The organism is Arthrobacter sp. 05N429, assembly GCF_056397045.1.
Genome location: NZ_JBFTMQ010000002.1, coordinates 232216 through 256528, shown reverse-complemented (window position 1 = coordinate 256528; position 24313 = coordinate 232216). Strand labels below are relative to the sequence as shown.

The following is a 24313-nucleotide window of genomic DNA, read 5'->3' as shown; positions in this document are numbered from 1 at the left end:
TTGGCGATCCAACTTGTGACCACGGCTGCCCGGCTCCGGGCCGAAAGCGCCCGTCTGCTCAAGGAGAAAGGTGGCACCTCACAGGGCCTGGTTCCCACCATGGGCGCCCTGCACGAAGGCCACGCCGAACTGGCGCGCACCGCCGTCGAGCAGAACGACGTGGTGGTGGTCAGTATCTTCGTGAACCCGCTGCAGTTCGGCGAGGCCGTTGATCTGGAACGGTACCCGCGGACCCTGGACGCGGATCTGGCACTCCTGGACGCCGTGGGCGTGGACCTGGTGTTCGCGCCGGATGTCGAAGAAGTCTATCCCGGCGGGGAACCCCTGGTCCGGATCAGCGGGGGCCCGATGGCCGGGAAGTGGGAAGGCGCCTCCCGCCCCGGGCACTTCGACGGCGCCCTGACCGTGGTGGCCAAGCTGCTGCATTACGGAATGCCCGGCGCGGCGGCGGGCACCGAACTGCCGGCCTACCGGGCGTACTTCGGCCAGAAGGACGCCCAGCAGCTGGCCCTGGTCCAGCGCATGGTCGCCGACCTGAACTTCCCCGTGGAGATCATCCCGGTGCCGATTGTGCGGTCCGCTGACGGGCTGGCGCTGTCCAGCCGCAACCGCTTCCTCTCCGCCGAGGAACGCGAGGCGGCCCTGGTGCTCTCACGGGCCCTGCACCTGATCGAGGAACGGGCCAACGCCCACCAGCCGCTGGACCTGGAGTCCGTGCAGGCGCTCGTGGAGTCCCAGCCGCTCGTGGAACTGGACTATCTCGACGTCGTGGACCCCGCCACCCTCGAACCGCTCGCGGAGAACTGCCGGGACACGCCGTTCCGCGGCGAGGGCCTGGCCCTCATCGCGGCCAAAGTGGGCCCGGTCCGCCTGATCGACAACGTCCCGTTGGACTCCTGAGCCAAACCCCACCACCACGTTGTATTTGGGGCCGCAGGAATTTTTCTCCACCGTCGGGAATTACCGCGGCGGATCCCGGGTTAGCACGTTCAGTAGCGGCCAACGCCGCAGGACCCCAATTCAAAACTCCCTGAGGGAACCCCTATGTCTACAGACGTCTCTTCACAGACTCCCGGCGATCCCGTGCAGACCGCGCCGGCCGCGCCGCCCCAGGTTGCCGGCGGGGCTGCCGCACTCCCGGCGAAGATGTCCCGGGAATCGGTCACCGTCATCGCCACCCTGCTGGTGGCCACCTTTGTGGTGATCCTGAACGAGACCATCATGAACGTCGCCCTGCAGCGGCTGATGGTGGATCTGGGGGTCACGGCACCCACCGTGCAGTGGCTGTCCACCGGTTTTATGCTCACGATGGCAGTCGTGATTCCGACGACCGGCTTCATCCTGCAGCGGTTGTCCACCCGCGCCGTCTTTATGCTGGCCATGGGCCTGTTCTCCGGCGGCACGCTGCTCGCGGCGCTGGCTCCGGGATTCGAAATCCTCCTGCTCGCCCGGATCATCCAGGCCGGCGGCACCGCAATCATGCTGCCCCTGCTGATGACCACCATCCTCACCCTGGTCCCGGTGACACGCCGCGGCTTCGTGATGGGCAATGTCAGCATCGCCATCTCCGTGGCCCCGGCCATGGGCCCCACCGTTTCCGGCCTGATCCTTGAGCACTTCTCCTGGCGCTTCATGTTCGTCTTTGTCCTCCCGATCGCCCTGGTCGCCTTCGCCATCGGCGCCCGGTTCCTGACGAACATCGGCGAAAAGGAGAAGACCCGGCTGGACCTCCTGTCCGTGCTGCTGACCGTTCCCGCGTTTGGCGGGCTGGTCTACGGCCTCAGCCAGATCGGCGGAGGCGAGGGTGGCCCGGGCTCGCCCGCCATCATTGCCCTGGCCGTGGGCGTCATCGCCATGGTGGCGTTTGTCCTCCGCCAGCTGCGGCTGCAGAAGTCCGCGGCGCCCCTGCTGGACCTCCGCGCCTTCACGTTCAGGATGTTCACGGTGTCCGTGCTGCTGCTCGTGGTGGCCATGATCGCCCTCTTCGGCGCAGTGATCCTCCTGCCGCTGTACCTCCAGGAAGTCCGCGGGCTGACGTCCCTCGAAACAGGGCTGACCCTGCTGCCCGGAGGCCTCGCAATGGGGCTGCTGGGCCCGTTCATCGGCCGCCTCTTCGACAAGGTAGGCCCGCTGCCGCTGACCGTCACCGGCTCGTCAATGCTGGTGCTGGCCCTGTTCCAGTTCTCCCTGCTCGACGCCGGCACCCCGGTCGGGTGGATCATCGCGCTGCACGTGGGCCTCAGCCTGGGACTGGCCCTGATCTTCACACCGGCCTTCACCACCGGGCTGAACCCGCTGCCGCCGCACCTGTATTCACACGGCTCCGCCATCATGAGCACCTTGCAGCAAGTGGCCGGGGCCGCCGGAACGGCGCTGCTCGTCTCGATCTTCGCGGTGGTGTCCGCCGGTTCCGGAATGGTCGCGGGCATGCACGCGGCGTTCCTCACGGCATCGGTTATAGCCGTCGCCGCCGTCGTGCTGGCCGCCATGATGCGCAAGACCGCAGCAGTCGAACACCCCGCAGCGGAACCCGCCGCGGCACACTGACCGGTTAACCCAACGCGGGGTCATTTATCGCCCATCCGGGCGATAAATGACCCCGCGTTGTTTGACGCAGCCTAGCTGGCGAAGAACTCGCTGAGCGCGGTGATGAGCTTGTCCGGTGCCTTGTTGACGCCGTCGTGCCCCATGCCCGGCAGGATCGTGTAGCTGGAGCCGGAGAGCACCTCGTGGATCTGGGCGCAGGCCACACCGAAGTACGCAGGGCTCTTCTCGCCGACAATGATCAGCGTTTCCAGCGGCAGTTCCAGGAACGGCTCGGCCGGCATGTCCGCGGCGATGATGGCCTTGATCTCCCGGACGCCGGTCTTCATGAGCTCGCGCATCTGCTTGCCGAGGGGCGTGCCGGCGGCCAGCTTGTTCGCCAGCGTCAGCATGGACAGAGGCATCCGGGACAGGGCGCTGCCGGTTTCGAGGCCCCTGAGCAGGACGGCGAGGGCGCGGTCGTCGTCGCCGGCCGCCGTCGCCTTCTCGTATTCGGTGGTCCAGTCAGCGGTGACGCTGTGGTTCACGGAGACGGCGGGGTCGTACACGGCGAGGCGTTCCACCGGCAGGGTGCGGGCAGCGTGCAGCGCCACCGCACCGCCGAAGCTGTGCCCGAAAACGTCCGTGCTGGAGGTGTGCTTCATCACCGCATCGAGGTCATGGATGTCACCGTCGAGGGTGTAGTCCTCCGGCTGCGGCGAGGAGCTGCCGCGGCCGCGGCGGTTGAAGGTGTGCACCGGGCGGCCCAGGGACGCGCTGAGCTTCTGTGCGAAGCGGGTGTAGTCGGCGGCGGTCACCATTGACGCCGGAACGACGACGACGCCGGAGCCCGCCGAGGCAAGCTCGGCACCCGTGCTGAAAAGCTCGATCGTTCCGCCGTCGGGGGTTCTGATGTTCTCGCGGGTCATGCTCCGAGCCTAGCCGAGGCTGCAGCTACGGCGTAGTAGGGGCTGGACGCGGCCGCAGGAGGCTAATCGCCCAGCCGCCCACCGGAGACCTCCAGGTAGCAGGAACCGCAGAGTGACTCGTACCAGACATCCTGGCCGTCGATCGCGACCTGGTCGCCGTCGAAGACCACCGCGTCACCCGCCCGGCGGGTGTTGAAGATGGCCTTGCGGCCGCACCGGCAGATGGTCTTGAGTTCCTCGAGGGTGTGCGCGATCTCCAGGAGCCGCAGCGATCCCGGGAACGCCCGGGTGCGGAAGTCCGTGCGGATTCCGTAGGCCAGCACGGGAACGTTGTCCAGGACTGCGATCCGGAAGAGATCGTCCACCTGCGCCGGTTCGAGGAACTGGGCCTCGTCCACCAGGAGGCACGCCACGGGCTGCGTGTCCACATGCTCCAGCAGCGCATTGGGGTCGTCTCCATGGGCCTGGGCGGTGAACAGCTCGCGGGCGGAGGCGCCGGCCGGGATGAGAAAGTCCACCGAACGGGTCATGCCCAGGCGGGATACGACGTCGGCGTCGCCCTTGGTGTCCACATCCGGCTTGGCCAGCAGAACTCGCTGGCCGCGTTCCTCATAGTTGAAGGCGGCCTGCAGCAGGCCCGTCGACTTGCCGGAGTTCATCGCGCCGAAGCGGAAGTAGAGCTTGGCCAAGGGGGTCCTTTCGAAGGGGTCGCCCACCGATTGTAAGGGCGCGCCCCTCAGCGACCCAGCCTGAACCGCCTCCTGCGCGCCGGGAGGGGCTGCAGGCTCCCCGCCCCGGCCAGGAGGAACCGCGCAACCGCCCGGGGTAGCCGGATTCCGGGGCGGAGCGGGCTCTCGTGGAGCTGGCCCGGCAACACGGCACACTCGATGGACGGGACGGCGGCGGCGAGCTGCCGGGCCGTTTCTGTGAAATAGTCCGGGCTCCAGCCGCCGCACAGCATCAGCGTCGGGGTGGTCACGGCCGCGAAGTCGTCCAGTAAGGCGTCGGCGTCCAGCACCGCCCGTATCTCCGCGACGGCGGTGGGCAGCAGTTCGCGCATCTCGGCGCCCATGCTGGTCCGTGCCGAGAGAATGCTGAGCATCCGCAGCGCGCCCAGCGGAAGCTTGGCGACGGGCCCGCCCACCTCAAGGCCCTGGACCATGTGCGCCCAGGCCTCGTCGAGCTGCCCGGCGGCGACCGAACGCTCCAGCTCGGGCCGCCAGCGCCGGGTGAGGTTCCCGGAGAGGGACACAGCCGCGTCATAGGTGACCATCCGGCGGATCGGCACCGTCCGTGCCGCCTCAAGGGCCACGAAACCGCCGTAGCTGTGCGCCACGACGTCGCTCGACCCGGTCTCCCGCAGCACCGCGGCCAGATCGGCGACCTCCGTGGCCGCCGAATAGCCCGGCGGCTGAGGGGAGGACCCGGCCCGCCCGCGCCGGTTGTAGCAATATACCGGGCGGCCCAACAGGCGGCTGATGTTCCACGCGAACGGGCGGTACAGCGCCGCGGTGATCGATGTGCCGTGCACGACGACGATGCCCGGGCCGGGCGCCGGCCCTGGTGCAGGCCCTCCCGCCGGGACCGGGCCGGCAGGCGGACGGAAAGAGAGCAGCTCCAGGTGCCCCTCGCCGTCGTCGGTGCTGATGGTCCGCGTCTCCACAGCCCTGAGTCTATTCCGCGGAGGGTGTCCTGCGGTGGCCCTTTACCGGGCCGGAACTGCCCCCGGCCGAATCCCCGGTAAACTTGGGGATTGTGACTTCCCAAAACACCTCCGCCCCGAACACCGCCGCCGATTCCCACGACGCCAGCGAACAGACGCGCATCCGCATGGAGAAGCGCGCCAAGCTGATCGAGCGCGGCATCGAGGCGTATCCGGTAGGTGTCGAACGCACGCATTCACTGAACGACGTCCGCGAAAAGTACGCGCACCTCCAGGCTGACGAAACCACCGGCGACGTCGTCGGGGTGACCGGCCGCATCGTCTTCGTCCGCAACACCGGCAAGCTCTGCTTCGCCACGCTCCAGGAGGGCGGGGTTGACGGCAAGGCCGTCCGGCTGCAGGTCATGCTGAGCCTGGCCAACATCGGCGAGGAAGCGCTCGCCGACTGGAAGGCCCTCGTGGACCTGGGCGACCACGTCTTCATCAAGGGCGAGGTCATCTCCTCGCGGCGCGGCGAGCTCTCCGTCATGGCCGAGTCCTGGTCCATGGCGTCCAAGGCCCTGCGGCCGCTGCCCGTGCTGCACGCGGAGCTCAACGAGGAAACCCGCGTCCGCCAGCGCTACGTGGACCTGATTGTCCGCGACGAGGCCCGCGAGATGGTCTACACCCGGGCCGCGATCACGCGTTCCATCCGCGAAACCCTGCACCGCCAGGGCTACGTCGAGGTGGAAACCCCTATGCTGCAGCTGGTGCACGGCGGCGCCACGGCCCGTCCCTTCGAGACGCACATGAACGCTTTCGACCAGAAGATGACCCTGCGGATCGCCACCGAGCTGTATCTCAAGCGCACCGTCGTCGGCGGAATCGACCGCGTCTACGACATGGGCCGCGTCTTCCGCAATGAGGGCGTGGACTCCACGCACAGCCCCGAATTCACCACCCTCGAAAGCTATGAGGCCTGGGCCGACCAGTTCGTTATGGCGGACCGGATCAAGGAACTCATCCTCGACGCCGCTGACGCCGCCGGCGTGGGCCGCGTCCTGCAGACCGAGGCCGGGGAGATCAACCTCGACGGCGACTGGGCATGGATGGCGGTCTACCCGGGACTGTCCGACTTCGTGGGGCAGGACGTCACCCCGGAAACCCCCGTCGCCGAGCTGCTGGCACTGGCCGCCAAGCACGAGGTGAAGGTGGACACCAACTGGGACGCCGAGAAGCTCGTCGTGGAACTCTTCGGCGAGCTCGTCGAACCGACGTTGCTGAACCCGACCTTCGTCTACGATTACCCGCCGTCCGCCCAGCCGCTGGCCCGCCAGCACCGCGAGGATGACCGGCTGATCGAAGCGTGGGACCTCATCATCGGCGGCATGGAGCGCGGCACCGCGTTCTCCGAACTGATTGACCCGGTAATCCAGCGCGAACGGCTCACCGAGCAGTCCCGCCGCTCCGCCGCCGGCGACGTAGAGGCCATGCAGCTGGACGACGACTTCCTCCGTGCCCTCGAGTACGGAGCCCCGCCGATGGGCGGAATCGGCCTGGGCATCGACCGGCTGGTCATGCTCTTCACCGGCGCCGGAATCCGCGAAACAATTCTGTTCCCGCTGCTGAAGCCCGAAGGACACTGACCATGGAGTACGTTGCCGTATTGCTTCCCTCCGTGGTGGTCGGGCTGATCTTCTGGTTCGCCATGAAATCGATTTTCAATGCCGACAAATCGGAGCGCCAGGCCGAGGCCCGTGCCCAGGCGGAGGCCGATGGAAATGTCTCCGGGGCGGATACCCTCCGCAACGACGGCCATTCCAGCGGCCCGAACTAATAGCAGACTATTCCGCCTTGGGTTTTCCTTTGGAAGCGTTTTTTCGCTTTGACTCGCTGCCATAAAGCAGAGGATACTTTTAACCAGATACATCCTGCTTTTCCTAAATACTCATCCTTTTGGAAAGAGAGTCTTTAATGGCACAGAAAGTGAAAATCATCCTTGTCGATGATCTGGATGGGGGATCCGCGGACGAGACCGTCCGGTTCGGCCTTGACGGCGTCAGTTACGAAATCGACCTGTCGGCGGGCAATGCTGCAGAACTCCGCTCGGCAGTTGAGCGGTTTGTAAACCACGCGCGCAAGACCTCAAGTGGCCGCGCAACGCGAACCAAGATTGCATCCGGCCGCAATCAGGACTCGGCCCAGATCCGGCAGTGGGCCCGCGATAACGGCTATGCGGTAAACAGCCGCGGCCGTATTCAGGCTGAAATTCAGGAAGCCTACCAAAAGGCAAATTCCTAGCAGCCGAGCCGAGAACGCTGCGTCGTGGACGGAGCGTCGGGCCGCAATACCAATGACTGGCCCCCGCCTTCGGGTGGGGGCATTGTCATGTGTGCCCGCAGTGGCCGGAAGCGTCGCCGGCAGTTCCGGGTCGCCGTGCGTTCCAGCCCGGTTACCGGCCCAGAAAGAGGCCAACACCCGGGGACGCGCCGGCCGGTCCGGGGTGTCGGCGGAAGTAACTGGGCAGGAGCGCACCAGGCCCGGAATCGAATCTGCAGCCGGCCCGGCCGCTCCACCCGCTTCCGACGCCGGACCGCCCGCCCACGCTGTCGCAGGTCCACCGCCGGCCCGCGCGGCCACACTGTCGCAGGGCCACCGCCGGCCCGCGTTCACACCCCCGTGTGACGCCGCTTCGGCGTCCGGGTTTCCCCTGTGGCGAACAAGCCCCAAATCTTGAACCCGGCCACGTAGCATCAAAGTACGTCGTAGCTAGGAGTGTGGCGAAATGTTTGAGCGATTTACGGACCGTGCCCGTCGCGTAGTTGTGCTTGCCCAAGAAGAGGCACGCATGCTGAACCACAATTACATTGGTACCGAACACATCCTCTTGGGTCTGATCCATGAAGGTGAAGGTGTTGCTGCCAAAGCCCTTGAGTCCTTGAGCATTTCGCTCGACGGCGTCCGCGAGCAGGTACAGGAGATCATCGGACAGGGCCAGCAGGCCCCATCCGGACACATCCCCTTCACCCCGCGCGCCAAAAAGGTCCTGGAACTCTCGCTCCGCGAGGCCCTCCAACTGGGACACAACTACATCGGCACCGAGCACATCCTGCTCGGCCTCATCCGCGAGGGCGAAGGCGTTGCCGCCCAGGTGCTGGTCAAGCTCGGTGCGGACCTCAACCGCGTCCGGCAGCAGGTCATCCAGCTGCTCTCGGGCTACCAGGGCAAGGAAACCACCGGTGCCGGCGTTGGCCCAGGGCAGGCCGAAGGCACTCCCGCCGGTTCCGTCGTCCTGGACCAGTTCGGCCGCAACCTGACCCAGGCCGCCCGCGAGAACAAGCTGGACCCGGTCATCGGGCGCGAATCGGAAATGGAACGCGTCATGCAGGTCCTTTCCCGCCGCACCAAGAACAACCCTGTCCTGATCGGTGAGCCCGGCGTCGGCAAGACCGCCGTCGTCGAGGGCCTCGCCCAGGCGATTGTCCGCGGCGACGTTCCGGAAACCATCAAGGACAAGCAGCTCTACACGCTGGACCTCGGGTCCCTCGTGGCCGGTTCCCGCTACCGCGGCGACTTCGAAGAGCGCCTCAAGAAGGTCCTCAAGGAGATCCGCACCCGCGGCGACATCATCCTGTTCATCGATGAAATCCACACCCTCGTGGGTGCCGGTGCCGCCGAAGGCGCCATCGACGCGGCCTCGATCCTGAAGCCCATGCTGGCCCGCGGCGAGCTCCAGACCATCGGTGCCACCACGCTGGACGAGTACCGCAAGCACATCGAGAAGGATGCCGCGCTGGAGCGCCGTTTCCAGCCGATCCAGGTCAAGGAGCCCTCTGTCGCTCACGCGATCGAGATCCTCAAGGGCCTCCGTGACCGGTACGAGGCGCACCACCGCGTCACCATCACCGACGGCGCCCTCGCCTCCGCGGCGAGCCTGTCCGAGCGCTACATCTCGGACCGGTTCCTGCCGGACAAGGCGATTGACCTGATCGATGAGGCCGGCGCACGGCTGCGCATCCGCCGGATGACCGCCCCGCCGGAACTCAAGATCATGGACGAGAAGATCGCCGCCATGAAGCTGGAGAAGGAATCCGCGATTGACGCGCAGGACTTCGAAGGCGCCGCCTCGCTGCGCGACAAGGAGCAGAAGCTCATTGCCGAGCGTGCCGAGAAGGAACGCCAGTGGAAGACCGGCGGCATGGACGACATCTCCGAAGTTGATGAGGACCTCATCGCCGAGGTGCTGGCGAACTCCACCGGCATCCCGGTCTTCAAGCTGACCGAGGAAGAGTCCTCGCGACTGCTGAAGATGGAAGACGAGCTGCACAAGCGCGTCGTCGGCCAGGACGAGGCCATCCGGTCCCTGTCCCAGGCGATCCGGCGGACCCGTGCAGGCCTGAAGGACCCCAAGCGTCCGGGCGGTTCGTTCATCTTCGCCGGCCCCACCGGTGTCGGCAAGACCGAGCTCGCCAAGGCTCTGGCCGAATTCCTCTTCGGCGAGGAAGATGCCCTGATCACCCTGGACATGTCCGAGTACTCGGAGAAGCACACGGTGTCACGTCTCTTCGGTGCCCCTCCGGGCTACGTGGGTTACGAGGAAGGCGGACAGCTGACCGAAAAGGTCCGCCGTCGTCCGTTCTCCGTGGTCCTGTTCGACGAAGTGGAGAAGGCGCACGCCGACCTCTTCAACTCGCTGCTGCAGATCCTGGAAGACGGCCGCCTGACCGACTCCCAGGGCCGCGTCGTGGACTTCAAGAACACCGTGATCATCATGACCACCAACCTCGGCACCCGGGACATCTCCAAGAGCGTTGCCACCGGCTTCCAGTCGGGCACCGACACGCAGACCGGCTACAACCGGATGCGGGCCCGCGTCACGGAGGAGCTCAAGCAGCACTTCCGCCCCGAGTTCCTGAACCGTGTTGACGACGTTGTGGTCTTCCCGCAGCTGACCCAGGACGAGATCATCGAGATCGTGGATATGTTCGTTGGCCGCCTGGAGAAGCGCCTCAAGGACAAGGACATGGGCATCGAGCTCACGCCCGCGGCCAAGGTGCTCCTGGCAACCCGCGGTTACGACCCCGCCATGGGTGCCCGGCCGCTGCGCCGGACCATCCAGCGCGAGATCGAGGACCAGCTCTCCGAGAAGATCCTCTTCGGCGAAATCCACGCCGGCGACATTGTTGTAGTGGATGTGGACGGCGAAGGCGACGACGCCAAGTTCACCTTCGCCGGCAACACGAAGCCGCGCATCCCGGAGATCGCTCCGAGCGTCTAAGCACTAAACCAAAGGCCCCGTCATTCCCGCAAGGGAGTGGCGGGGCCTTTGCGTTATGCCGCCGCCTCCAGCTCGACACCGGCGACATTGCCATGCCGCCGCCCAATCTGAAAGTACCGTTTCACTCTTAGTGAACTTGATGTGATCCAGCGCACAGGGGGTGTTGAATCGGTGCATGGCTTCCAACGATTCAGAGACCCTGAGCGAAAAACCCGAAACACCGTTCCACGACCTGGACCACTACCTCGCCATCCCGAAGGTAAGCGGCCTGGCGCTGAGCCCCGACGGCAGCAGGCTGGTCACCACGGTGGCCACCCTGAACGCCAAAGGCACCGAATACGGCACCGCACTCTGGGAACTGGACCCGGAAGGGCAGAAACAGGCCCGCCGGATCACCCGCAGCGCCAAGGGCGAGGCTGGCGCAGTGTTCGCCGCCGGCGGTGACCTGTACTTCAGCTCCGCCCGCCCCGACCCGGAAACCCCCGAGGCCGATCCCGTGAACGCCCTGTGGATGCTGCCCGCGGACGGCGGCGAGGCCCGCGTCGTGCTCACCCGTGCCGGTGGAGTCAGCGGACTCCTGGCCGCGAAAGACACCGGCGCCCTGTTCGTCAACGCCTCCGTGCTGGCGGGGTCCACGGACGAGGACGGCGACGAGGAGCGCCGCAAGGCGCGGAAGGACAACAAGGTCGCCGCCATCCTGCACAGCGGCTATCCCGTGCGCTACTGGGACGCCGACCTGGGGCCCGCCCAGCCGAGGCTGTTCGCCGTCGAACCGGGCGAGGAACAGGAGCCGGGCAAACCGGCAACGGTTGACGCCGCGGCGCCGCTCAAGCTCCGCAACCTGACTCCCGACGCCGGGAGCGGACTCCGCGACGCCGATTCCGTCGTCAGCCCGGACGGCAAGACCATCTACAGCAGCTTCAACAAGCCGCTTGCCCTCGCGAATTCACGGTCAATCCTCGTCGCGATCGACGTCGCCACCGGCACCCGCAAGGTCCTGCTGGATACCGAGGGAATGAGCTACTTCCCCGGGCCGGTCAGCCCCGACAACCGGACGCTCGTGGTGCTCAGTGAGAGCGACACCACGCCGGAAGCGGCCCCGCAGGTCAAACTGCACCTGCTCGACGTGACCGGCGGCGCGCCCGCGGCCGAAACCGCCCTGAGGCCGCTGGCCCACGACTGGGACCGCTGGGCACGCCCGGCCGCCTGGCTGCCGGACGGCTCGGCCCTGCTCGCCACCGCAGACGACGACGGCGCCTCGCCCGTCTTCCGGATCAGCGTGACCGGAGACGGGGGAGCCGGCCAGGTCACCCGGCTGACCGCCGATACGGCCGCGTACACCGACGTCGTGGTCGCCCCCGGCGGGCGCGCCGCCTACGCGCTGCGCAGCTCCTATGAATTCCCGGCGGAAGCGGTGCGGATCGACCTCAGCAGCGGCGACGTCGTCCGTCTCCCTGCCCCCGCAGAGCGCCCGCAGTACAAGGGTTCCCTGGAACGCGTCGAGACGACGGCGGCCGACGGAACCCGCGTGCCGGCGTACCTGGCGCTCCCCGAAGGCGCCACCGCCGGAAGCCCTGCGCCCCTGCTGCTCTGGATCCACGGCGGCCCGCTGGGCTCCTGGAACGCCTGGACCTGGCGCTGGAATCCCTGGCTGCTGGTGGCCCGGGGCTACGCCGTGCTGCTGCCGGACCCGGCACTCTCCACCGGCTACGGCCAGCACCACATCCAGCGTGGCTGGGGCGAATGGGGGAAGGCTCCGTTCACCGACCTGATGGCCATCACCGACGCCGTCGTGCAGCGGCCGGACATCGACGAGACCCGCACGGCGGCCATGGGCGGTTCCTTCGGCGGCTACATGGCCAACTGGGTGGCCGGCCACACCGACCGCTTCAAGGCAATCGTCACCCACGCCAGCCTCTGGGCTCTGGACCAGTTCGGCCCCACCACGGACGCCGCACAATACTGGCTCCGTGAAATGACGGCCGAGATGGCGCTGGAGAACTCCCCGCACCTGCACGTGGAGAACATCAGCACCCCCATGCTCGTCATCCACGGCGACAAGGACTACCGCGTCCCGATCGGCGAGGGCCTGCGCCTCTGGTACGAGCTCCTCTCCAAGTCCCAGCTGGCGGCCGACGAAAACGGCGAAACCGAACACCGCTTCCTCTATTTCCCGGACGAAAACCACTGGATCCTGCAACCGCAGCACGCCAAGGTCTGGTACGGCGTAGTGGAGCACTTCCTCGCCAGGAACCTGCTCGACAAGGACCTGCCGGTGCCTGCTGAGCTGGGTCTCTAGGCCAAGCCCGGCCCGGGTCCAGCGCCTCCTCGCCTCCGGCTCGGAGGCTGGGACATTTACCGCGTGCTCGCTCGTACACCCCGCCGTCCCCTGACCTCGCAAGCTCGGCCAGGGAACCCGACGGCGGGGCACTCGCTTAGACGCACGCTACATAAATGTCCCAGCCTCCTCCGCCTAGCGCGTCAGTCACCGATCCAAAAATCAATTCAGATAGCCCCGCCTCCCGCGCGACACTTTCTTGGATTAGGAACACTTAACTCATAAGCGCTATTTCCCGAGCTAGTTGCCACCCTTGAGTCCTCCGTTCGCCGCGAAGGTGAGGCGCTGACAGACCCAGCAAAGAGTCATGCAAACACCCCCAGTAGGATTGGGCTGTGACTGAGCCAATCCGCATCCGCCTTGCCCGCACCAGCGATGTCGGGGCGATCAAGACGCTCGTGGCCCCCCTGGCCGATCAGCGGATCCTCATGGCCAAGGAAACAGTGGCCTATTACGAAAGCCTGCAGGAGTTCCGGATCGCCGAGTCCTCTGACGGTGAAGTGATCGGCTGCGGGGCGCTGCACGTTATGTGGGAGGACCTCGCCGAGGTGCGCACGCTCGCGGCATCGGATGCCTGGCGGGGCAAAGGCGTGGGCCATCTGCTCGTGGAGCGCCTGCTGGAAGACGCCCGGGCTCTTGGCGTCTCCCGCGTGTTCTGCCTGACCTTCGAGGTGGACTTCTTCAAGAAGCACGGCTTCGAAGTCATGGCCGACCAGACCGCCGTCGACCCCGTGGTGTACTCGGAACTGCTGCGCTCCCATGATGAGGGTGTTGCCGAGTTCCTGGACCTGGCCCGGGTGAAGCCCAATACGTTGGGCAACACAAGAATGATCAAGGTGTTGTAGGCCCGCGCCGCTGATCACCCCCCCCAAAAACAGCAAAAAGCACCGCAAAAAGAGCGCCGTTAAAACTACTGCAGCAGCTCCAGGGCGGGCCGAAAAGGTGCCGCTGCCGGCGCGGTACATGGTCTTCCCATCAATAAATTTGATGGATAAACTGATCCGGTCCAGGGGGTGGACTTCCCGAGTTTCGGAGGCAAGAAATTGCACGATCGCGTGATTTTTCCAGATTTCTCCGCATTCCAAATGACTATCGCGGACGCGGCCTCACCGGGGCGCGCCGAGGATCCGGGCGCCGGGGACGACGAACACCCGGCGCCGGAGATTAACGGCGGGCGGCTCAATGCGCCGCCCTTCTCCTGGCTTGGCAGCGACGCCTGGCCGAACTTCCCGTTGTGGGCGGACAAACCAACCTGATGCACCCGCGGATCCCGGGGCGGGCTGCCGTCCGAAAGAACCCCGGTTCAGCGTAGAAGGTTGTGAAACCGGAGCCTACCGCTCGCATGGGCCCCGGTAGTAGGGTTCAAGCAAGCAGCCAGGACACCATCCAGGGAGCACAGCCATGAAGAAGCTCATCAATGATCCCCGCGCCGTGGTTGACGAGTCAGTGGAGGGCTTCGGGCTTGCCCATGCCGACCTCGTGACCGTCTTTGCGGACCCCAAGTACATCGTGCGCAAAGACGCGCCGGTGGCAGGAAAAGTCGGACTTGTCTCCGGCGGCGGCAGCGGGCACGAGCCCCTGCACGGCGGCTACGTCGGGATGGGAATGCTCGACGCCGCGGTGCCGGGCGCTGTTTTCACCTCACCCACACCCGACCAGATCCTCCCGGCCACCCTTGCCGTCAACTCGGGCGCCGGCGTCGTGCACATCGTGAAGAACTACACGGGCGACGTCCTCAACTTTGAGACGGCTGCCGAGCTGGCCCAGGCGGAAGGTGTGGACATCCGCACCGTGCTGGTCAACGACGACGTCGCGGTGGAAGACTCGCTGTACACCGCCGGACGGCGCGGGGTGGGCGGGACCGTCCTGGTCGAAAAGATCGCCGGTGCCGCCGCCGAGCGCGGAGACAACCTTGACGCCGTCGCCGCCGTCGGGGACCGGGTCAACCAGAACGTCCGCAGCATGGGGGTCGCGCTGACCGCCTGCACCGTCCCGCATGCGGGGGCACCAAGCTTCGTGTTGGAGGAAAACGAAATCGAGATCGGGATCGGCATCCACGGTGAACCCGGCCGGCACCGCATCGCGATGGAGAACGCCGACGGGATCACCGACCGCCTTCTGGAGCCGGTGGTCAGCGACCTCGGGCTCACCTCCGGGGACAACGTCCTCCTGTTCGTCAACGGAATGGGCGGCACCCCGCAGAGTGAGCTCTACATTGTTTACCGCCGTGCCGCGCAGCAACTGTCAGAGCAGGGCGTTACCGTGGCGCGCTCGCTGGTCGGGAACTACATCACCTCCCTCGAAATGCAGGGCTGCTCCATAACCGTCCTGCGCCTCGATGACGAGATGACGGCGCTCTGGGACGCGCCCGTCCACACCCCGGCCCTCCGCTGGGGCGTTTGACCGTGGGGCTGGACGTCACCTGGGCTGTGCGGTGGCTGACCCTTTCAGCCCAGGCCATGGCGGACCACCGGGAAGAACTCATCGAACTGGACAGGCCGATCGGCGATTCTGACCACGGCGAGAACATGGACCGCGGCTTCAAAGCGGTGATGGTCAAGATTGCCGAGACGCCCCCGGAAACGGCAGGGGCGGCCCTGAAGCTGACCGCGATGACCTTGATGTCCAAGGTCGGCGGGGCCGCCGGCCCGCTGTACGGCACGGCCTTCCTCCGGGCAGCCACGGCACTGGGCGAGGCGGCCGACATCGACGCCGGCACCCTCGCCGCTGCCTTCCAGGCCGCCAGGGACGGGATCGTGGCCCGCGGAAAGGCCGAATCAGGCGACAAGACGATGGTCGACGCCTGGACCCCGGCGGTCGACGCCGCCGCTGCCGCCGCCGGGGACAGCGACGTGCGCAGGGTCCTGCTGGCCGCCGCGGAGGCAGCCGAGGCCGGGGCCGTATCCACCGACCCGATGCTCGCCCGCAAGGGACGCGCCAGCTACCTGGGGGAGCGCTCCATTGGCCACCGGGATCCGGGCGCCGTCTCCAGCGCCCTGATCCTGCGCGCCGCCGTCGGGGCAGCCGAATGACGGTCAAGCTCGTCGTCGTCTCCCACAGCGAAAAGATCGCCGACGGCGCCGTCGAGCTTGCCGCCCAGATGGCGCCCGACGTCCTGATCCTTCCCGCCGGCGGTACCGACGACGGCCGGATCGGCACCAGCCTCGAGCGGGTCATGGCGGCGCTCGAACAGGCAGCAGACGCCAACAGCGACGGCACGGTCGTCGTGACGGATCTGGGTTCGGCGGTGATGACAGCCGAGTCCGCGCTGGAATTCGTGGCGGATCCTGCGTCCGTGCTCCTGGCCGATGCGCCCCTCGTCGAGGGGCTCGTCGCCGCCGCCGTGGCAGCACAGGCCGGAGCAGACGCCGCCGGCGTGAAAGAAGCCGCGGAGGCGGTCTACCGGCCGCCGGCCGCCCCGCAGCACCCCCACGAGCACCGGGCCCCGGAGGCAACAGGGGACTTTGAACTGGTCAACAAAGCCGGCATGCACGCCCGTCCCGCGGCGAAGATCTCCGGCGGGCTGTCCGGCCTGGACGCCGAGGTGACCATCAACGGCGCCGACGGCGCGTCAATGACGGAGCTCATGATGCTCGGGGCGGCGAAAGGGACGGTGCTGCACGTTGAAGCCAGCGGCCCCGATGCCGCCAGAGCCGTGGACTATCTGCGCGGACTGATCACAGCGGGGTTCGGGGAACCCTAGCGACCGGACCTCACGCCGTACCGGCCGCGGTCAGATCCGGCGCCGGCGCGGCGTCCCGGGATCCCCTCCACGCGATCCACCCGCCGCCGACTGCCATAAGCAACGCCCCTGCCGTCTGCGTCGGCAGGCTGCTGCCCGTCGTCGCCTGGCCCAGAACTACCCCCAGGACATAGAACATGACGGCCCCGGCCACCCAGAGCACCCCGGCCCAGCGGGGCAGCACGTGGGACCGCCACACCGCGACCCCCAGCAGCACGTTGCCGAGGAATGCAAGCAAGAGGCCAAGCAGGAACGCCCCTGTCATGGACCAAGGGAACTCCAGCTGCATCACGTCGTGGTTTCCGGCCAGGTAGGCCCTGCCGATGGCCGGCGTGGCAAAGGTCGAAATTGCGGCCGGCACCAGCAGCAACGCCGTACCCGCGACGGCGGTGACCATCGCGGCCAGCGCCAGGCGCCCGACCCGGCTGTTCGCCAGGCAGCAGCCGAGGGCGAAGACACCAAAGATCGCGAGGATGGTGCCGGCCGTGCCGCCGAAGATATGGCTGACCTGGTACGAGTCGGAACCGACGAACCGGGCCCAGGCATCCGGGTCCTTCTCCTGGTCCGGCTGCGGCTCCAGCGTGGCCCAGGCGGTGACGAGCGCCGAGACCGGCAGCGCCCATAGCCCCGCCCGGATCCAGTGGCTGATGTTTGACGAGCTCACGTTGTACTCCTTTCACCGCACGGGTTAGCCGGCCTGCCGGAGGCCTTCCGCGTCCAGTAGCACTCCGGCTGAAATGAACCGGCCGCACTGCTCGCCGTAGGGGTAGGCGACGCGCGGTGTGAACGTCACCGTGCGCACAGGCAGCGGCAGGCCGTCGGAGCCAGTGCCGCTGGAAGTTGCCTCGATGGGGGAATCCGTCAGCGGATCGAGCAGGAGCATTCCCACCAGGGTGCCGTCGGGGGAGGCGGTTGCGGAACAGGGCCGGTCGCCGTCGTAGGGTCCGGGCTCACAGCCCTGATCGACCGGGGTGCTGCCAGTGCGGAGTTCGAGTTCCGCCTCCGCGCAGCGGCCGTCCTGGCAAGCTTTGAGCCGGAGTGTCTCGACCGACCCGGCGTACTCCCGCGCCACGGTCAGGGCAACCACCGGAGCCTGGCCGATCGCCGGGCACGCCGTCCCGGGCTGGCACCCGGTGACCAGGAGCGCCGCGCAACCCAGACCCGCCACTGCCACGAACGTGCGCATGATTCAGGGTAGTTCCGGGACGTCCGTCCAGCTAGGGGCGCCGTGCGACCGGCCCGGTGGGGCGGGACCAGGCGAACCGGGATCAGGCGGGAAGCTGGAAGCCGGAAGGATGCAGCTCTGCCAGGCCGTCGCCCAGGAGCCCGGCCAAGGCGCGCTCCAGCTGCTCCGGGGCGGAGTTGAGCCGGTGCAGGGCGGCCAGCGGAATTCCGATCCCTTCCGGTTCGAAACCAAGGTCCGCCGGGGCCCGGTGGAACAACTCCGGTGCCACGGGCGAATCGGCCACACGGAGTACTGCCATTACGGCTCCCCGGACCTGGCGGTCGGTCCCGTGCCACGACTGCCCCTTCGGCGTGTACGTCGGCGGCGGCTCACCGGCCGCCAGCCAGGCGCAAGAGCCGCTGACCGGGCATTCCCGGCACTTCGGCGACCGCGCCGTGCACACCAGCGCCCCGAGTTCCATGACGGAGGCGTTCCAGCGGACGGAGGAGCCGACGTCGTCCGGCAGCGACTGCGCGGCGAGCCGCATCTCAGCGGCGGTCAGTGCCTGTGACGGCAGGGCCGTGCCGGAAAACAGCCGCGCATGGACGCGGCGGATATTGGTGTCCACCACGGTTTCGCGGCGCCCGAAGGCAAAGGCGGCGACGGCCGCCGCTGTGTAGCTCCCCACGCCGGGCAGCTCCAGCAGGTCCGGGTACGCGCCGGGGACTTTGCCGCCGTGGTTGTCGCCGATGGCAACGGCGGCCGCGTGCAGACGCAGCGCGCGCCGCGGATATCCCAGCCGTCCCCAGGCCCGGACCGCTTCGCCGGCAGGCTCCCGGGCCAGGTCGGCAGGTTCCGGCCAGCGCCGCAGCCATTCCTCCCAGACCGGCAGCACGCGCACCACCGGGGTCTGCTGCAGCATGATTTCGCTGACCAGCACGCCCCAGGGGGTGCAGCCAGCAGCCCGCCACGGCAGGTCACGGGCGTTCGACTCGAACCATTCGGCGAGGGCGTCGTGAATGGCGGGCAGCGGGAGGCCCCCGGGAGTATCTTCCGGGCGGGCGGCAGCAGGGGCAGCGGGGGAATCGGCAAGAGCTTTGATGGATTCAGCGTAATAGATGAGGGCCACAGTCCGCCCGCGGCGTGGGAGGGCGCCATACCCGGCGCGGTTCTCTAGCCTAGAAGGATGGGCAGGCAAGACAATTCAGGACCGCAGGGTTCCCGGCCGAGGGCTTCCGGCGGCGGAGCAACCGCGGCGCGCAAGCCTGCCCGGAAACCGGCTCAGGGACCAGTCCGCAACCCGACGCGGAAGCCGGGCCGGAAGCCTGTCAGCCCCGTCTACCGCCGCCGCCGGCTGTTCGTGGGCGCCGCCCTGCTGCTGGTGATCGCCGTCGCCATCGGCGGGTTCGCCGCCGTCTCCAGCGTCCTCAACGCCGGGCAGTCTTCCTCCGGCGGGCAGTCTTCCTCCGGTGGAGGAGCGGCGCCGTCGGGCCAGGAAACGGGACCGGCCGCCGGGCCGGAGAGCACGCCCTCACCTGCTGCTACTCCGGAGGGGGACGGCTGCGAGCAGAATCTGGTGACCGTCACGGCCGCCACGGACAAGCAGGCCTACGCGGACGGCGAGAACCCGTTGCTTACGCTCAAGGTGACGAACAACAACCGGGTGCCGTGCGAAGTCAACATCGGAACTTCGCAGATGGAATTCCTCGTGACCAGCGGTTCGGACCGGATCTTTTCATCCACTGACTGCCAGGCGGACGCCACCGACCTCGTGAAGACCATCGCGCCGGGGCAAAGTGAGACGGCGAACTTCCTCTGGGAGCGCAAACGCTCGCTCGAGGGCTGCAAGGTCATCGAGGCCAAACCGGGGGCGGGCGGCGCGTACTACGTCTTCACCGCACGGCTGGCGGGCAAGACCAGCCCCAAGGCCGTGTTCCAGCTCAACTAACCCCCGCGTCGGGAATCAGAGGAAGCGGTCCAGCAGGCTGGCCTCGGCCATCCGGCTCAGACCCTCGCGGACCGTCCGGGCGCGCTGGTCGCCGATGCCGTCCACCGTCATGAGGTCATCAATCGTGGCCGCCATCAGGAACTGCAGGCCGCCGAAGTGGTCCACCAAGCGGTCGGCGACGGCCTTCGGCACAGCCTTCAGTCCGGACAGCAGCCGGTAGCCGCGCGGCTGTACGACGGCGTCGAGGTTGGCCTCGCCGCCGGCGAAGCCCACGATCCCGGCGATCTTGCCCAGATCGATCAGCTCGGTGGGCCCCAGGTTCACGAGCGACTTCACAGCGAGGTCGATGTCCTCGGCGGAAGCGTCCGGGCCCGAGTAATCGCGGATGATCACGTCGCTGCCGGGGCCGCGGCCCACGGTCAGCTCGTCCAGCTGGAGTGAGAGCAGCCGGCCGTCCTCGCCGAGTTCCAGGACGTACTGGGAGATCTCCTCGGAGATCCGGCGGACCATCTCCTGGCGCTGCAGGGTCACGGCAACGTCGCGGACCGTCACCATGGCCTCGATTTCCAGTGCCGAGAGGGAACTGGTCACCTGGTCCAGACGCGAGCGGTAGCGTTCCAGAGTCGCCAGGGCCTGGTTGGCGCGGGCCAGGACCTTCTCCGAGCCCTCCAAGACGTGGCGGAGCCCGTTCACGTAGAGGGCGATGATCTGCATGGACTGGCTGACCGAGATCACCGGGACGCCCGTCTGGATGGCCACGCGCTCGGCGGTCCGGTGCCGGGTGCCGGATTCCTGGGTCTCGATGCTGGAGTCGGGCACCAGCTGGACGGCCGCGCGCAGGATGTTGCTGGCATCCTTGTCACAGATGATGGCGCCGTCCATTTTGGCCAGTTCCCGCAGACGGGTGGGGGAGAAGTCGATGCCGATGTCGAAGCCGCCGGAACAGATGGATTCGATGGTCCTGTCGATGCCCAGCACGATCAGGGCGCCGGTCCGTCCGCGGAGGATGCGTTCGAGGCCGTCACGGAGGGCGGTGCCCGGTGCCACTCGGCCCAGCGTCGCCTTGAGTGAATCTTCAGGGCTCCGAGCCATAGATATTCCCTTCAAAGGTGCGGACCTCGGTCCGCAGGTGCGCCGGGTTCCATTGTTTTCCAATGTTGCCGGCAGGATCAAAAGTACTCGGTTCCCCGCTCTCACCATAGTAGAGGTAATGCGGGCCAACTTCCGCACGGACAAGCCCCAAAGTGGTCCAAAAAGATGTCCGCCGGAACGCCTCCGGAACGCTCGTCCGGACCCCGTCCCCGGACCGCACTTTTGACCCCCGATGCTCCCTTGCCGGGGCCACTTCGCGGCGGCGGCACGGGCTGCGATAAACTTGGAGCCTTGGGGTGCACCGTCGGCCCGGCGCCGCTCCCCACCTACAGCCAGCAGTTCCGCAGAACTCCCGGACAGCCCGCGCTCCCGCCGGGCAAGCCGGATTCCCGCAGGCCCGGGACCGCAACCATTCAAAGCCGCAGCGAAAGTAGCACCGTGTCTCAAGAAGTCCTTAGCCCCGCACGAGTCCAGGAGATTCACAAGCAGGCGGCCCGGCGTCGGACTTTCGCGGTCATTTCACACCCCGACGCCGGCAAGTCCACGCTGACCGAGGCGCTCGCGCTGCACGCGAAGGTGATCGGCACCGCCGGCGCCTCCAGCGGCAAGGCCAACCGCAAGGAAACGGTCTCGGACTGGATGCAGATGGAAAAGGACCGCGGCATCTCCATCAGCTCCGCGGCCCTGCAGTTCGCCTACCGGGACACCGTCATCAACCTGCTGGACACCCCCGGCCACGCGGACTTCTCCGAGGACACCTACCGGGTGCTCGCCGCCGTTGACTGCGCCGTGATGCTCGTGGACGCCGCCAAGGGCCTGGAAACCCAGACCATGAAGCTCTTCGAGGTCTGCAAGCAGCGGAACCTGCCCATCATCACCGTGATCAACAAATGGGACCGGCCGGGCCTGGATGCCCTCGCCCTCATGGACGAGATTACCGAGCGCACCGGCCTGCAGCCCATGCCGCTGACCTGGGCCGTGGGCATCTCCGGTGACTTCCGCGGTGTCTGGGACCTTCGCAACGACCGCTTCGCCCAGTTCAAGCGCAACAACGCCGGCGCCAACATCGCCCTCACCGAATACTTCACCCCGGACGAGGCAGCGGCGAGCCAGGGCGATGACTGGTCCAACGCCGTCGATGAGGCAGGGCTGGTCATCGAATCCAACCTCGAGTTCGACATCGACGCCTTCCACGCCGGCAAGGCCACCCCGATCCTCTTCAGCTCCGCGGCCCTGAACTTCGGCGTCAAGGAGATCCTCGACGCCCTCGTGGACTTCGCCCCGCCGGCCGCCCCGCGGCCCGACGTCGACGGCGCCGCACGGCCTGTCGACGCGCCCTTCGCCGGCTTCGTCTTCAAGGTCCAGGCCGGCATGAACAAGGCACACCGCGACCACGTCGCTTTCATCCGGGTCTGCTCCGGCATCTTCGAACGCGGCATGGTGGTGACCCAGGGCCGGACCGGCAAGTCCTTCGCCACCAAATATGCCCAGCAGGTCTTCGGCCGTGAACGCGAGGTTATCGACGAAGCCTTCCCCGGCGATGTCGTGGGCCTGGTGAACGCCTCCTCGCTGCGGGTGGGCGACAGCCTTTTCCTTGAGCAGCCGGTGGAGTTCCCCGCCATCCCGCTGTTCGCCCCGGAGCACTTCCAGGTGGCGCGCTCCAAGGACCCCAGCCGCTTCAAGCAGTTCCGCCGCGGCATCGAGCAGCTGGAACACGAGGGAGTCATCCAGGTGCTGCGCTCGGACATCCGCGGCGATCAGGCGCCGGTGCTGGCCGCCGTCGGCCCGATGCAGTTCGAGGTGGTGGAGGACCGCATGGCGCACGATTTCAGCGCGCCGATGCGGCTGGAACGCCTGCCGTATTCGATTGCCCGGATTTCGACGGTGGACGCCATGGCGGCGCTCGCCACCGTGCCCGGCGCCGAGGTGCTGCTGCGCTCCGACGGCGAATACCTCGCCCTGTTCAACGACGTGTGGGCCCTGCGCCGGATCGAGAAGAACCACCCGGACCTGACCCTGCTGCCGATCGGCACGCACAACCCCGCCAAGTAGCGGCCGCCGCCCGCCACGGGCGGAGACATTGGGTAGCCCGAGGGTCTTCCTGAATCAGGAAACCGCGGTACTATAAGTAACCTTGCTAATTATGCGGGCGCCGGATCTCAACGAATGCCGGTATTGGACTGATCCGCCCGGCGCCATCGGCGGACCCCGCTTTAAGGGATAACGAACACTCCTTGACAGAGCTCATTTCACAACCGGCGCGTGCCACCCCGGTTTCACCGAAGCAGCGCATGGAACCCGGCTACTTGCTTAGCGGCCGGTACAGGATCGCGGATCTGATTGGCCGGGGAAGCCAATCCACCGTGTTCCGGGCCTACGACGAACTTCTCCAGCGCGACGTTGCGGTCAAGCTCTTCCGCAACGACGCTGACGATCTTGAAAAAACCCGCCAGCAGGCCGAGGAAATCCGCATCCTGGCCGGCATGAGCCACCACGCACTCGTGACGCTCTTCGATGCAGGGGCAGACCTCAGCGACCAGACCGGCCCGCTCACCTACCTGGTGATGGAACTTGTGCGCGGGCAGGACCTGCGCCACCGCGGCGCCCAGGGTCCGCTCTCGGCAGTGCACATGGCCCACATCGGCTATGACCTGGCGGACGGGCTTTCGTACATCCACCACCACGGCATAGTGCACAGGGACATCAAACCCGCGAACATCCTGCTCGTGGACTACAGCAACGATGACCGGCGCCCGCGGGCCAAGCTCACCGATTTCGGCGTCGCCGTCGTTACCCGCAACGGCCCGGCGCCGGATGAAGGCGGAACCTCCGGCACACCCGCCTACCTCAGCCCTGAGCAGGCGGCCGGCGAAACGGTCGGGCCGCCCAGCGACGTGTATTCGCTCGGACTTGTGCTGCTCGAAGGGCTGACCGGGAAGATGGCGTACCCCGGCGCGCCCATCCAATCCGCCGTCGCACGGCTGCTGCACGATCCGCAGATCCCCGAGGAGCTCGCCCCCCTGTGGGTTGCGCTGCTGTCCTCCATGCTCGCCCGGAACCCGGCAGAGCGCCCGCAGGCCCGGGAGGTGTCGCTGGCCCTGCGCCAGGAAGTCATCAACAGCGCGGCACGCCACCGCCTGGAAGCAGCCCCCGGCGCGACCGACGAGGAGGGCCGGATGCGCGCGGTGGAACGCTACCGGATCCTCGACACCCCCGCGGACGGCACCTTTGACCGGATAGCGGGACTCGCGGCACGCATGTTCTCCGTGCCGGTGGCGATCGTCAGCGTCGTTGATCATGACCGGATCTGGTTCAAGGCCCACCACGGCACCGAGGTCACGGAGATCGGCCGCGACCCGGGGCTGTGCGCCTCAGCAATCCTGCAGGATGACGCCTGGGTTGTTGAAGATGCCGTGAGGGATCCCCGCACGCTCGCGAATCCGCTGGTGGCAGGCGAGTTCGGGCTGCAGTTCTACGCCGGCGTCCCGCTGCGCACGCCGGACGGCTACAACCTCGGCACCTTCTGCATCCTGGACCGGGAGCCGCGGGAGTTCAGCGCCGACGACGTCCGGGCGCTGGAGGATCTGGCCGCGATCGTCATGCACGACCTGGAGCAGCGGCTTCATAGCCGGGAAGCGATCCTCAGCTAGACGGAC

At 67.3% G+C, this 24313-nt stretch carries 22 protein-coding genes; 15 read left to right on the top strand and 7 right to left on the bottom strand.

All coding sequences use genetic code 11. The features are described 5' to 3' along the window. Complete coding sequence (panC, locus tag AC1DF4_RS05065; protein ID WP_476911847.1) at positions 1-900, top strand: pantoate--beta-alanine ligase; 900 nt, start codon at positions 1-3, stop codon at positions 898-900. Between the two features lie 144 nt (positions 901-1044). Next, on the top strand, positions 1045-2547 hold the full coding sequence (locus AC1DF4_RS05060; protein WP_476911846.1) for a DHA2 family efflux MFS transporter permease subunit: 1503 nt from the start codon (positions 1045-1047) through the stop codon (positions 2545-2547). Between the two features lie 71 nt (positions 2548-2618). Here AC1DF4_RS05060 and AC1DF4_RS05055 read toward each other — a convergent pair whose 3' ends face one another. The 3 genes from AC1DF4_RS05055 to AC1DF4_RS05045 form a co-directional block, all read right to left on the bottom strand. Then, positions 2619-3452 carry an alpha/beta fold hydrolase gene (locus AC1DF4_RS05055; protein ID WP_476911845.1) on the bottom strand — a complete coding sequence of 278 codons (834 nt, stop codon included), beginning with the start codon at positions 3450-3452 and terminating at the stop codon, positions 2619-2621. 62 nt (positions 3453-3514) lie between these two features. Beyond that, the gene (locus tag AC1DF4_RS05050; RefSeq protein ID WP_476911844.1) at positions 3515-4141 is read right to left on the bottom strand and encodes a thymidine kinase; all 627 of its coding nucleotides are present in this window, start codon (positions 4139-4141) and stop codon (positions 3515-3517) included. A 47-nt stretch (positions 4142-4188) separates the two neighbouring features. Further along, complete coding sequence (locus AC1DF4_RS05045; RefSeq protein ID WP_476911843.1) at positions 4189-5115, bottom strand: alpha/beta fold hydrolase; 927 nt, start codon at positions 5113-5115, stop codon at positions 4189-4191. A 92-nt stretch (positions 5116-5207) separates the two neighbouring features. On the opposite strand from AC1DF4_RS05045, the gene lysS reads away from it, so the two are divergent. The 10 genes from lysS to dhaM all read left to right on the top strand — a co-directional run bounded on the left by lysS (position 5208) and on the right by dhaM (position 16413). Beyond that, entirely contained in the window at positions 5208-6740 is a 1533-nt protein-coding gene (gene lysS / locus AC1DF4_RS05040) for a lysine--tRNA ligase (protein ID WP_476911842.1), read from the top strand. Positions 6741-6742: 2 nt separating this feature from the next. Next, on the top strand, positions 6743-6931 hold the full coding sequence (locus tag AC1DF4_RS05035; RefSeq protein WP_476911841.1) for a hypothetical protein: 189 nt from the start codon (positions 6743-6745) through the stop codon (positions 6929-6931). Positions 6932-7068: 137 nt separating this feature from the next. Continuing rightward, positions 7069-7395 (top strand): histone-like nucleoid-structuring protein Lsr2, encoded by a 327-nt coding sequence (locus AC1DF4_RS05030; RefSeq protein WP_441406071.1) that lies wholly within the window; start codon positions 7069-7071, stop codon positions 7393-7395. A gap of 484 nt (positions 7396-7879) precedes the next feature. Further along, complete coding sequence (locus tag AC1DF4_RS05025) at positions 7880-10372, top strand: ATP-dependent Clp protease ATP-binding subunit (protein ID WP_476911840.1); 2493 nt, start codon at positions 7880-7882, stop codon at positions 10370-10372. Positions 10373-10547: 175 nt separating this feature from the next. Next, positions 10548-12671: a S9 family peptidase gene (locus tag AC1DF4_RS05020; protein WP_476911839.1), complete on the top strand. Its 2124-nt coding sequence runs from the start codon at positions 10548-10550 to the stop codon at positions 12669-12671. Positions 12672-13045: 374 nt separating this feature from the next. Then, positions 13046-13555 (top strand): amino-acid N-acetyltransferase, encoded by a 510-nt coding sequence (locus tag AC1DF4_RS05015; protein ID WP_476911838.1) that lies wholly within the window; start codon positions 13046-13048, stop codon positions 13553-13555. A 240-nt stretch (positions 13556-13795) separates the two neighbouring features. After that, positions 13796-13966 (top strand): hypothetical protein, encoded by a 171-nt coding sequence (locus AC1DF4_RS05010; protein ID WP_476911837.1) that lies wholly within the window; start codon positions 13796-13798, stop codon positions 13964-13966. Positions 13967-14111: 145 nt separating this feature from the next. Next, positions 14112-15113: a dihydroxyacetone kinase subunit DhaK gene (gene dhaK / locus AC1DF4_RS05005; protein ID WP_476911836.1), complete on the top strand. Its 1002-nt coding sequence runs from the start codon at positions 14112-14114 to the stop codon at positions 15111-15113. A 2-nt stretch (positions 15114-15115) separates the two neighbouring features. Continuing rightward, positions 15116-15742 (top strand): dihydroxyacetone kinase subunit DhaL, encoded by a 627-nt coding sequence (gene dhaL / locus AC1DF4_RS05000; protein WP_441406065.1) that lies wholly within the window; start codon positions 15116-15118, stop codon positions 15740-15742. Beyond that, positions 15739-16413, top strand: coding sequence for a dihydroxyacetone kinase phosphoryl donor subunit DhaM (gene dhaM / locus AC1DF4_RS04995; RefSeq protein WP_476911835.1), 675 nt, complete (start codon positions 15739-15741; stop codon positions 16411-16413). Before dhaL ends, dhaM begins: the two co-directional genes overlap by 4 nt. 10 nt (positions 16414-16423) lie before the next feature. Here dhaM and AC1DF4_RS04990 read toward each other — a convergent pair whose 3' ends face one another. From AC1DF4_RS04990 to AC1DF4_RS04980, 3 genes are all read right to left on the bottom strand, one after another. Next, entirely contained in the window at positions 16424-17116 is a 693-nt protein-coding gene (locus tag AC1DF4_RS04990; RefSeq protein ID WP_476911834.1) for a hypothetical protein, read from the bottom strand. Positions 17117-17140: 24 nt separating this feature from the next. Next, on the bottom strand, positions 17141-17638 hold the full coding sequence (locus AC1DF4_RS04985; protein WP_476911833.1) for a hypothetical protein: 498 nt from the start codon (positions 17636-17638) through the stop codon (positions 17141-17143). 82 nt (positions 17639-17720) lie between these two features. Further along, positions 17721-18557, bottom strand: coding sequence for an A/G-specific adenine glycosylase (locus AC1DF4_RS04980; protein WP_476912185.1), 837 nt, complete (start codon positions 18555-18557; stop codon positions 17721-17723). Between the two features lie 246 nt (positions 18558-18803). Here AC1DF4_RS04980 and AC1DF4_RS04975 point away from each other — a divergent pair, with 246 nt between their 5' ends. Further along, complete coding sequence (locus AC1DF4_RS04975) at positions 18804-19565, top strand: hypothetical protein (protein WP_476911832.1); 762 nt, start codon at positions 18804-18806, stop codon at positions 19563-19565. Positions 19566-19580: 15 nt separating this feature from the next. On the opposite strand, the gene disA is transcribed toward AC1DF4_RS04975, so the two are convergent. Continuing rightward, positions 19581-20657, bottom strand: a complete 1077-nt coding sequence (gene disA, locus AC1DF4_RS04970; protein ID WP_441406060.1) for a DNA integrity scanning diadenylate cyclase DisA — start codon at positions 20655-20657, stop codon at positions 19581-19583. Positions 20658-21095: 438 nt separating this feature from the next. Between disA and AC1DF4_RS04965 the strand changes: the two genes are divergently transcribed. Both AC1DF4_RS04965 and AC1DF4_RS04960 read left to right on the top strand, forming a co-directional pair. Beyond that, positions 21096-22709 (top strand): peptide chain release factor 3, encoded by a 1614-nt coding sequence (locus AC1DF4_RS04965; protein ID WP_476911831.1) that lies wholly within the window; start codon positions 21096-21098, stop codon positions 22707-22709. 182 nt (positions 22710-22891) lie between these two features. After that, positions 22892-24307, top strand: coding sequence for a GAF domain-containing serine/threonine-protein kinase (locus AC1DF4_RS04960; protein ID WP_476911830.1), 1416 nt, complete (start codon positions 22892-22894; stop codon positions 24305-24307). The last annotated feature ends 6 nt before the right edge of the window (positions 24308-24313 follow it).

Excerpts from the sequence above, each read along its gene's own strand:
- AC1DF4_RS05060 (WP_476911846.1), top strand. The coding sequence starts at position 1,045 with ATGTCTACAGACGTCTCTTCACAGACTCCCGGCGATCCCGTGCAGACC.
- AC1DF4_RS05055 (WP_476911845.1), bottom strand. The coding sequence starts at position 3,452 with ATGACCCGCGAGAACATCAGAACCCCCGACGGCGGAACGATCGAGCTT.
- AC1DF4_RS05035 (WP_476911841.1), top strand. The coding sequence starts at position 6,743 with ATGGAGTACGTTGCCGTATTGCTTCCCTCCGTGGTGGTCGGGCTGATC.
- AC1DF4_RS05030 (WP_441406071.1), top strand. The coding sequence starts at position 7,069 with ATGGCACAGAAAGTGAAAATCATCCTTGTCGATGATCTGGATGGGGGA.
- AC1DF4_RS05025 (WP_476911840.1), top strand. The coding sequence starts at position 7,880 with ATGTTTGAGCGATTTACGGACCGTGCCCGTCGCGTAGTTGTGCTTGCC.
- AC1DF4_RS05020 (WP_476911839.1), top strand. The coding sequence starts at position 10,548 with ATGGCTTCCAACGATTCAGAGACCCTGAGCGAAAAACCCGAAACACCG.
- AC1DF4_RS05010 (WP_476911837.1), top strand. The coding sequence starts at position 13,796 with ATGACTATCGCGGACGCGGCCTCACCGGGGCGCGCCGAGGATCCGGGC.
- dhaK (WP_476911836.1), top strand. The coding sequence starts at position 14,112 with ATGAAGAAGCTCATCAATGATCCCCGCGCCGTGGTTGACGAGTCAGTG.
- dhaM (WP_476911835.1), top strand. The coding sequence starts at position 15,739 with ATGACGGTCAAGCTCGTCGTCGTCTCCCACAGCGAAAAGATCGCCGAC.
- AC1DF4_RS04985 (WP_476911833.1), bottom strand. The coding sequence starts at position 17,638 with ATGCGCACGTTCGTGGCAGTGGCGGGTCTGGGTTGCGCGGCGCTCCTG.
- AC1DF4_RS04975 (WP_476911832.1), top strand. The coding sequence starts at position 18,804 with ATGGGCAGGCAAGACAATTCAGGACCGCAGGGTTCCCGGCCGAGGGCT.
- disA (WP_441406060.1), bottom strand. The coding sequence starts at position 20,657 with ATGGCTCGGAGCCCTGAAGATTCACTCAAGGCGACGCTGGGCCGAGTG.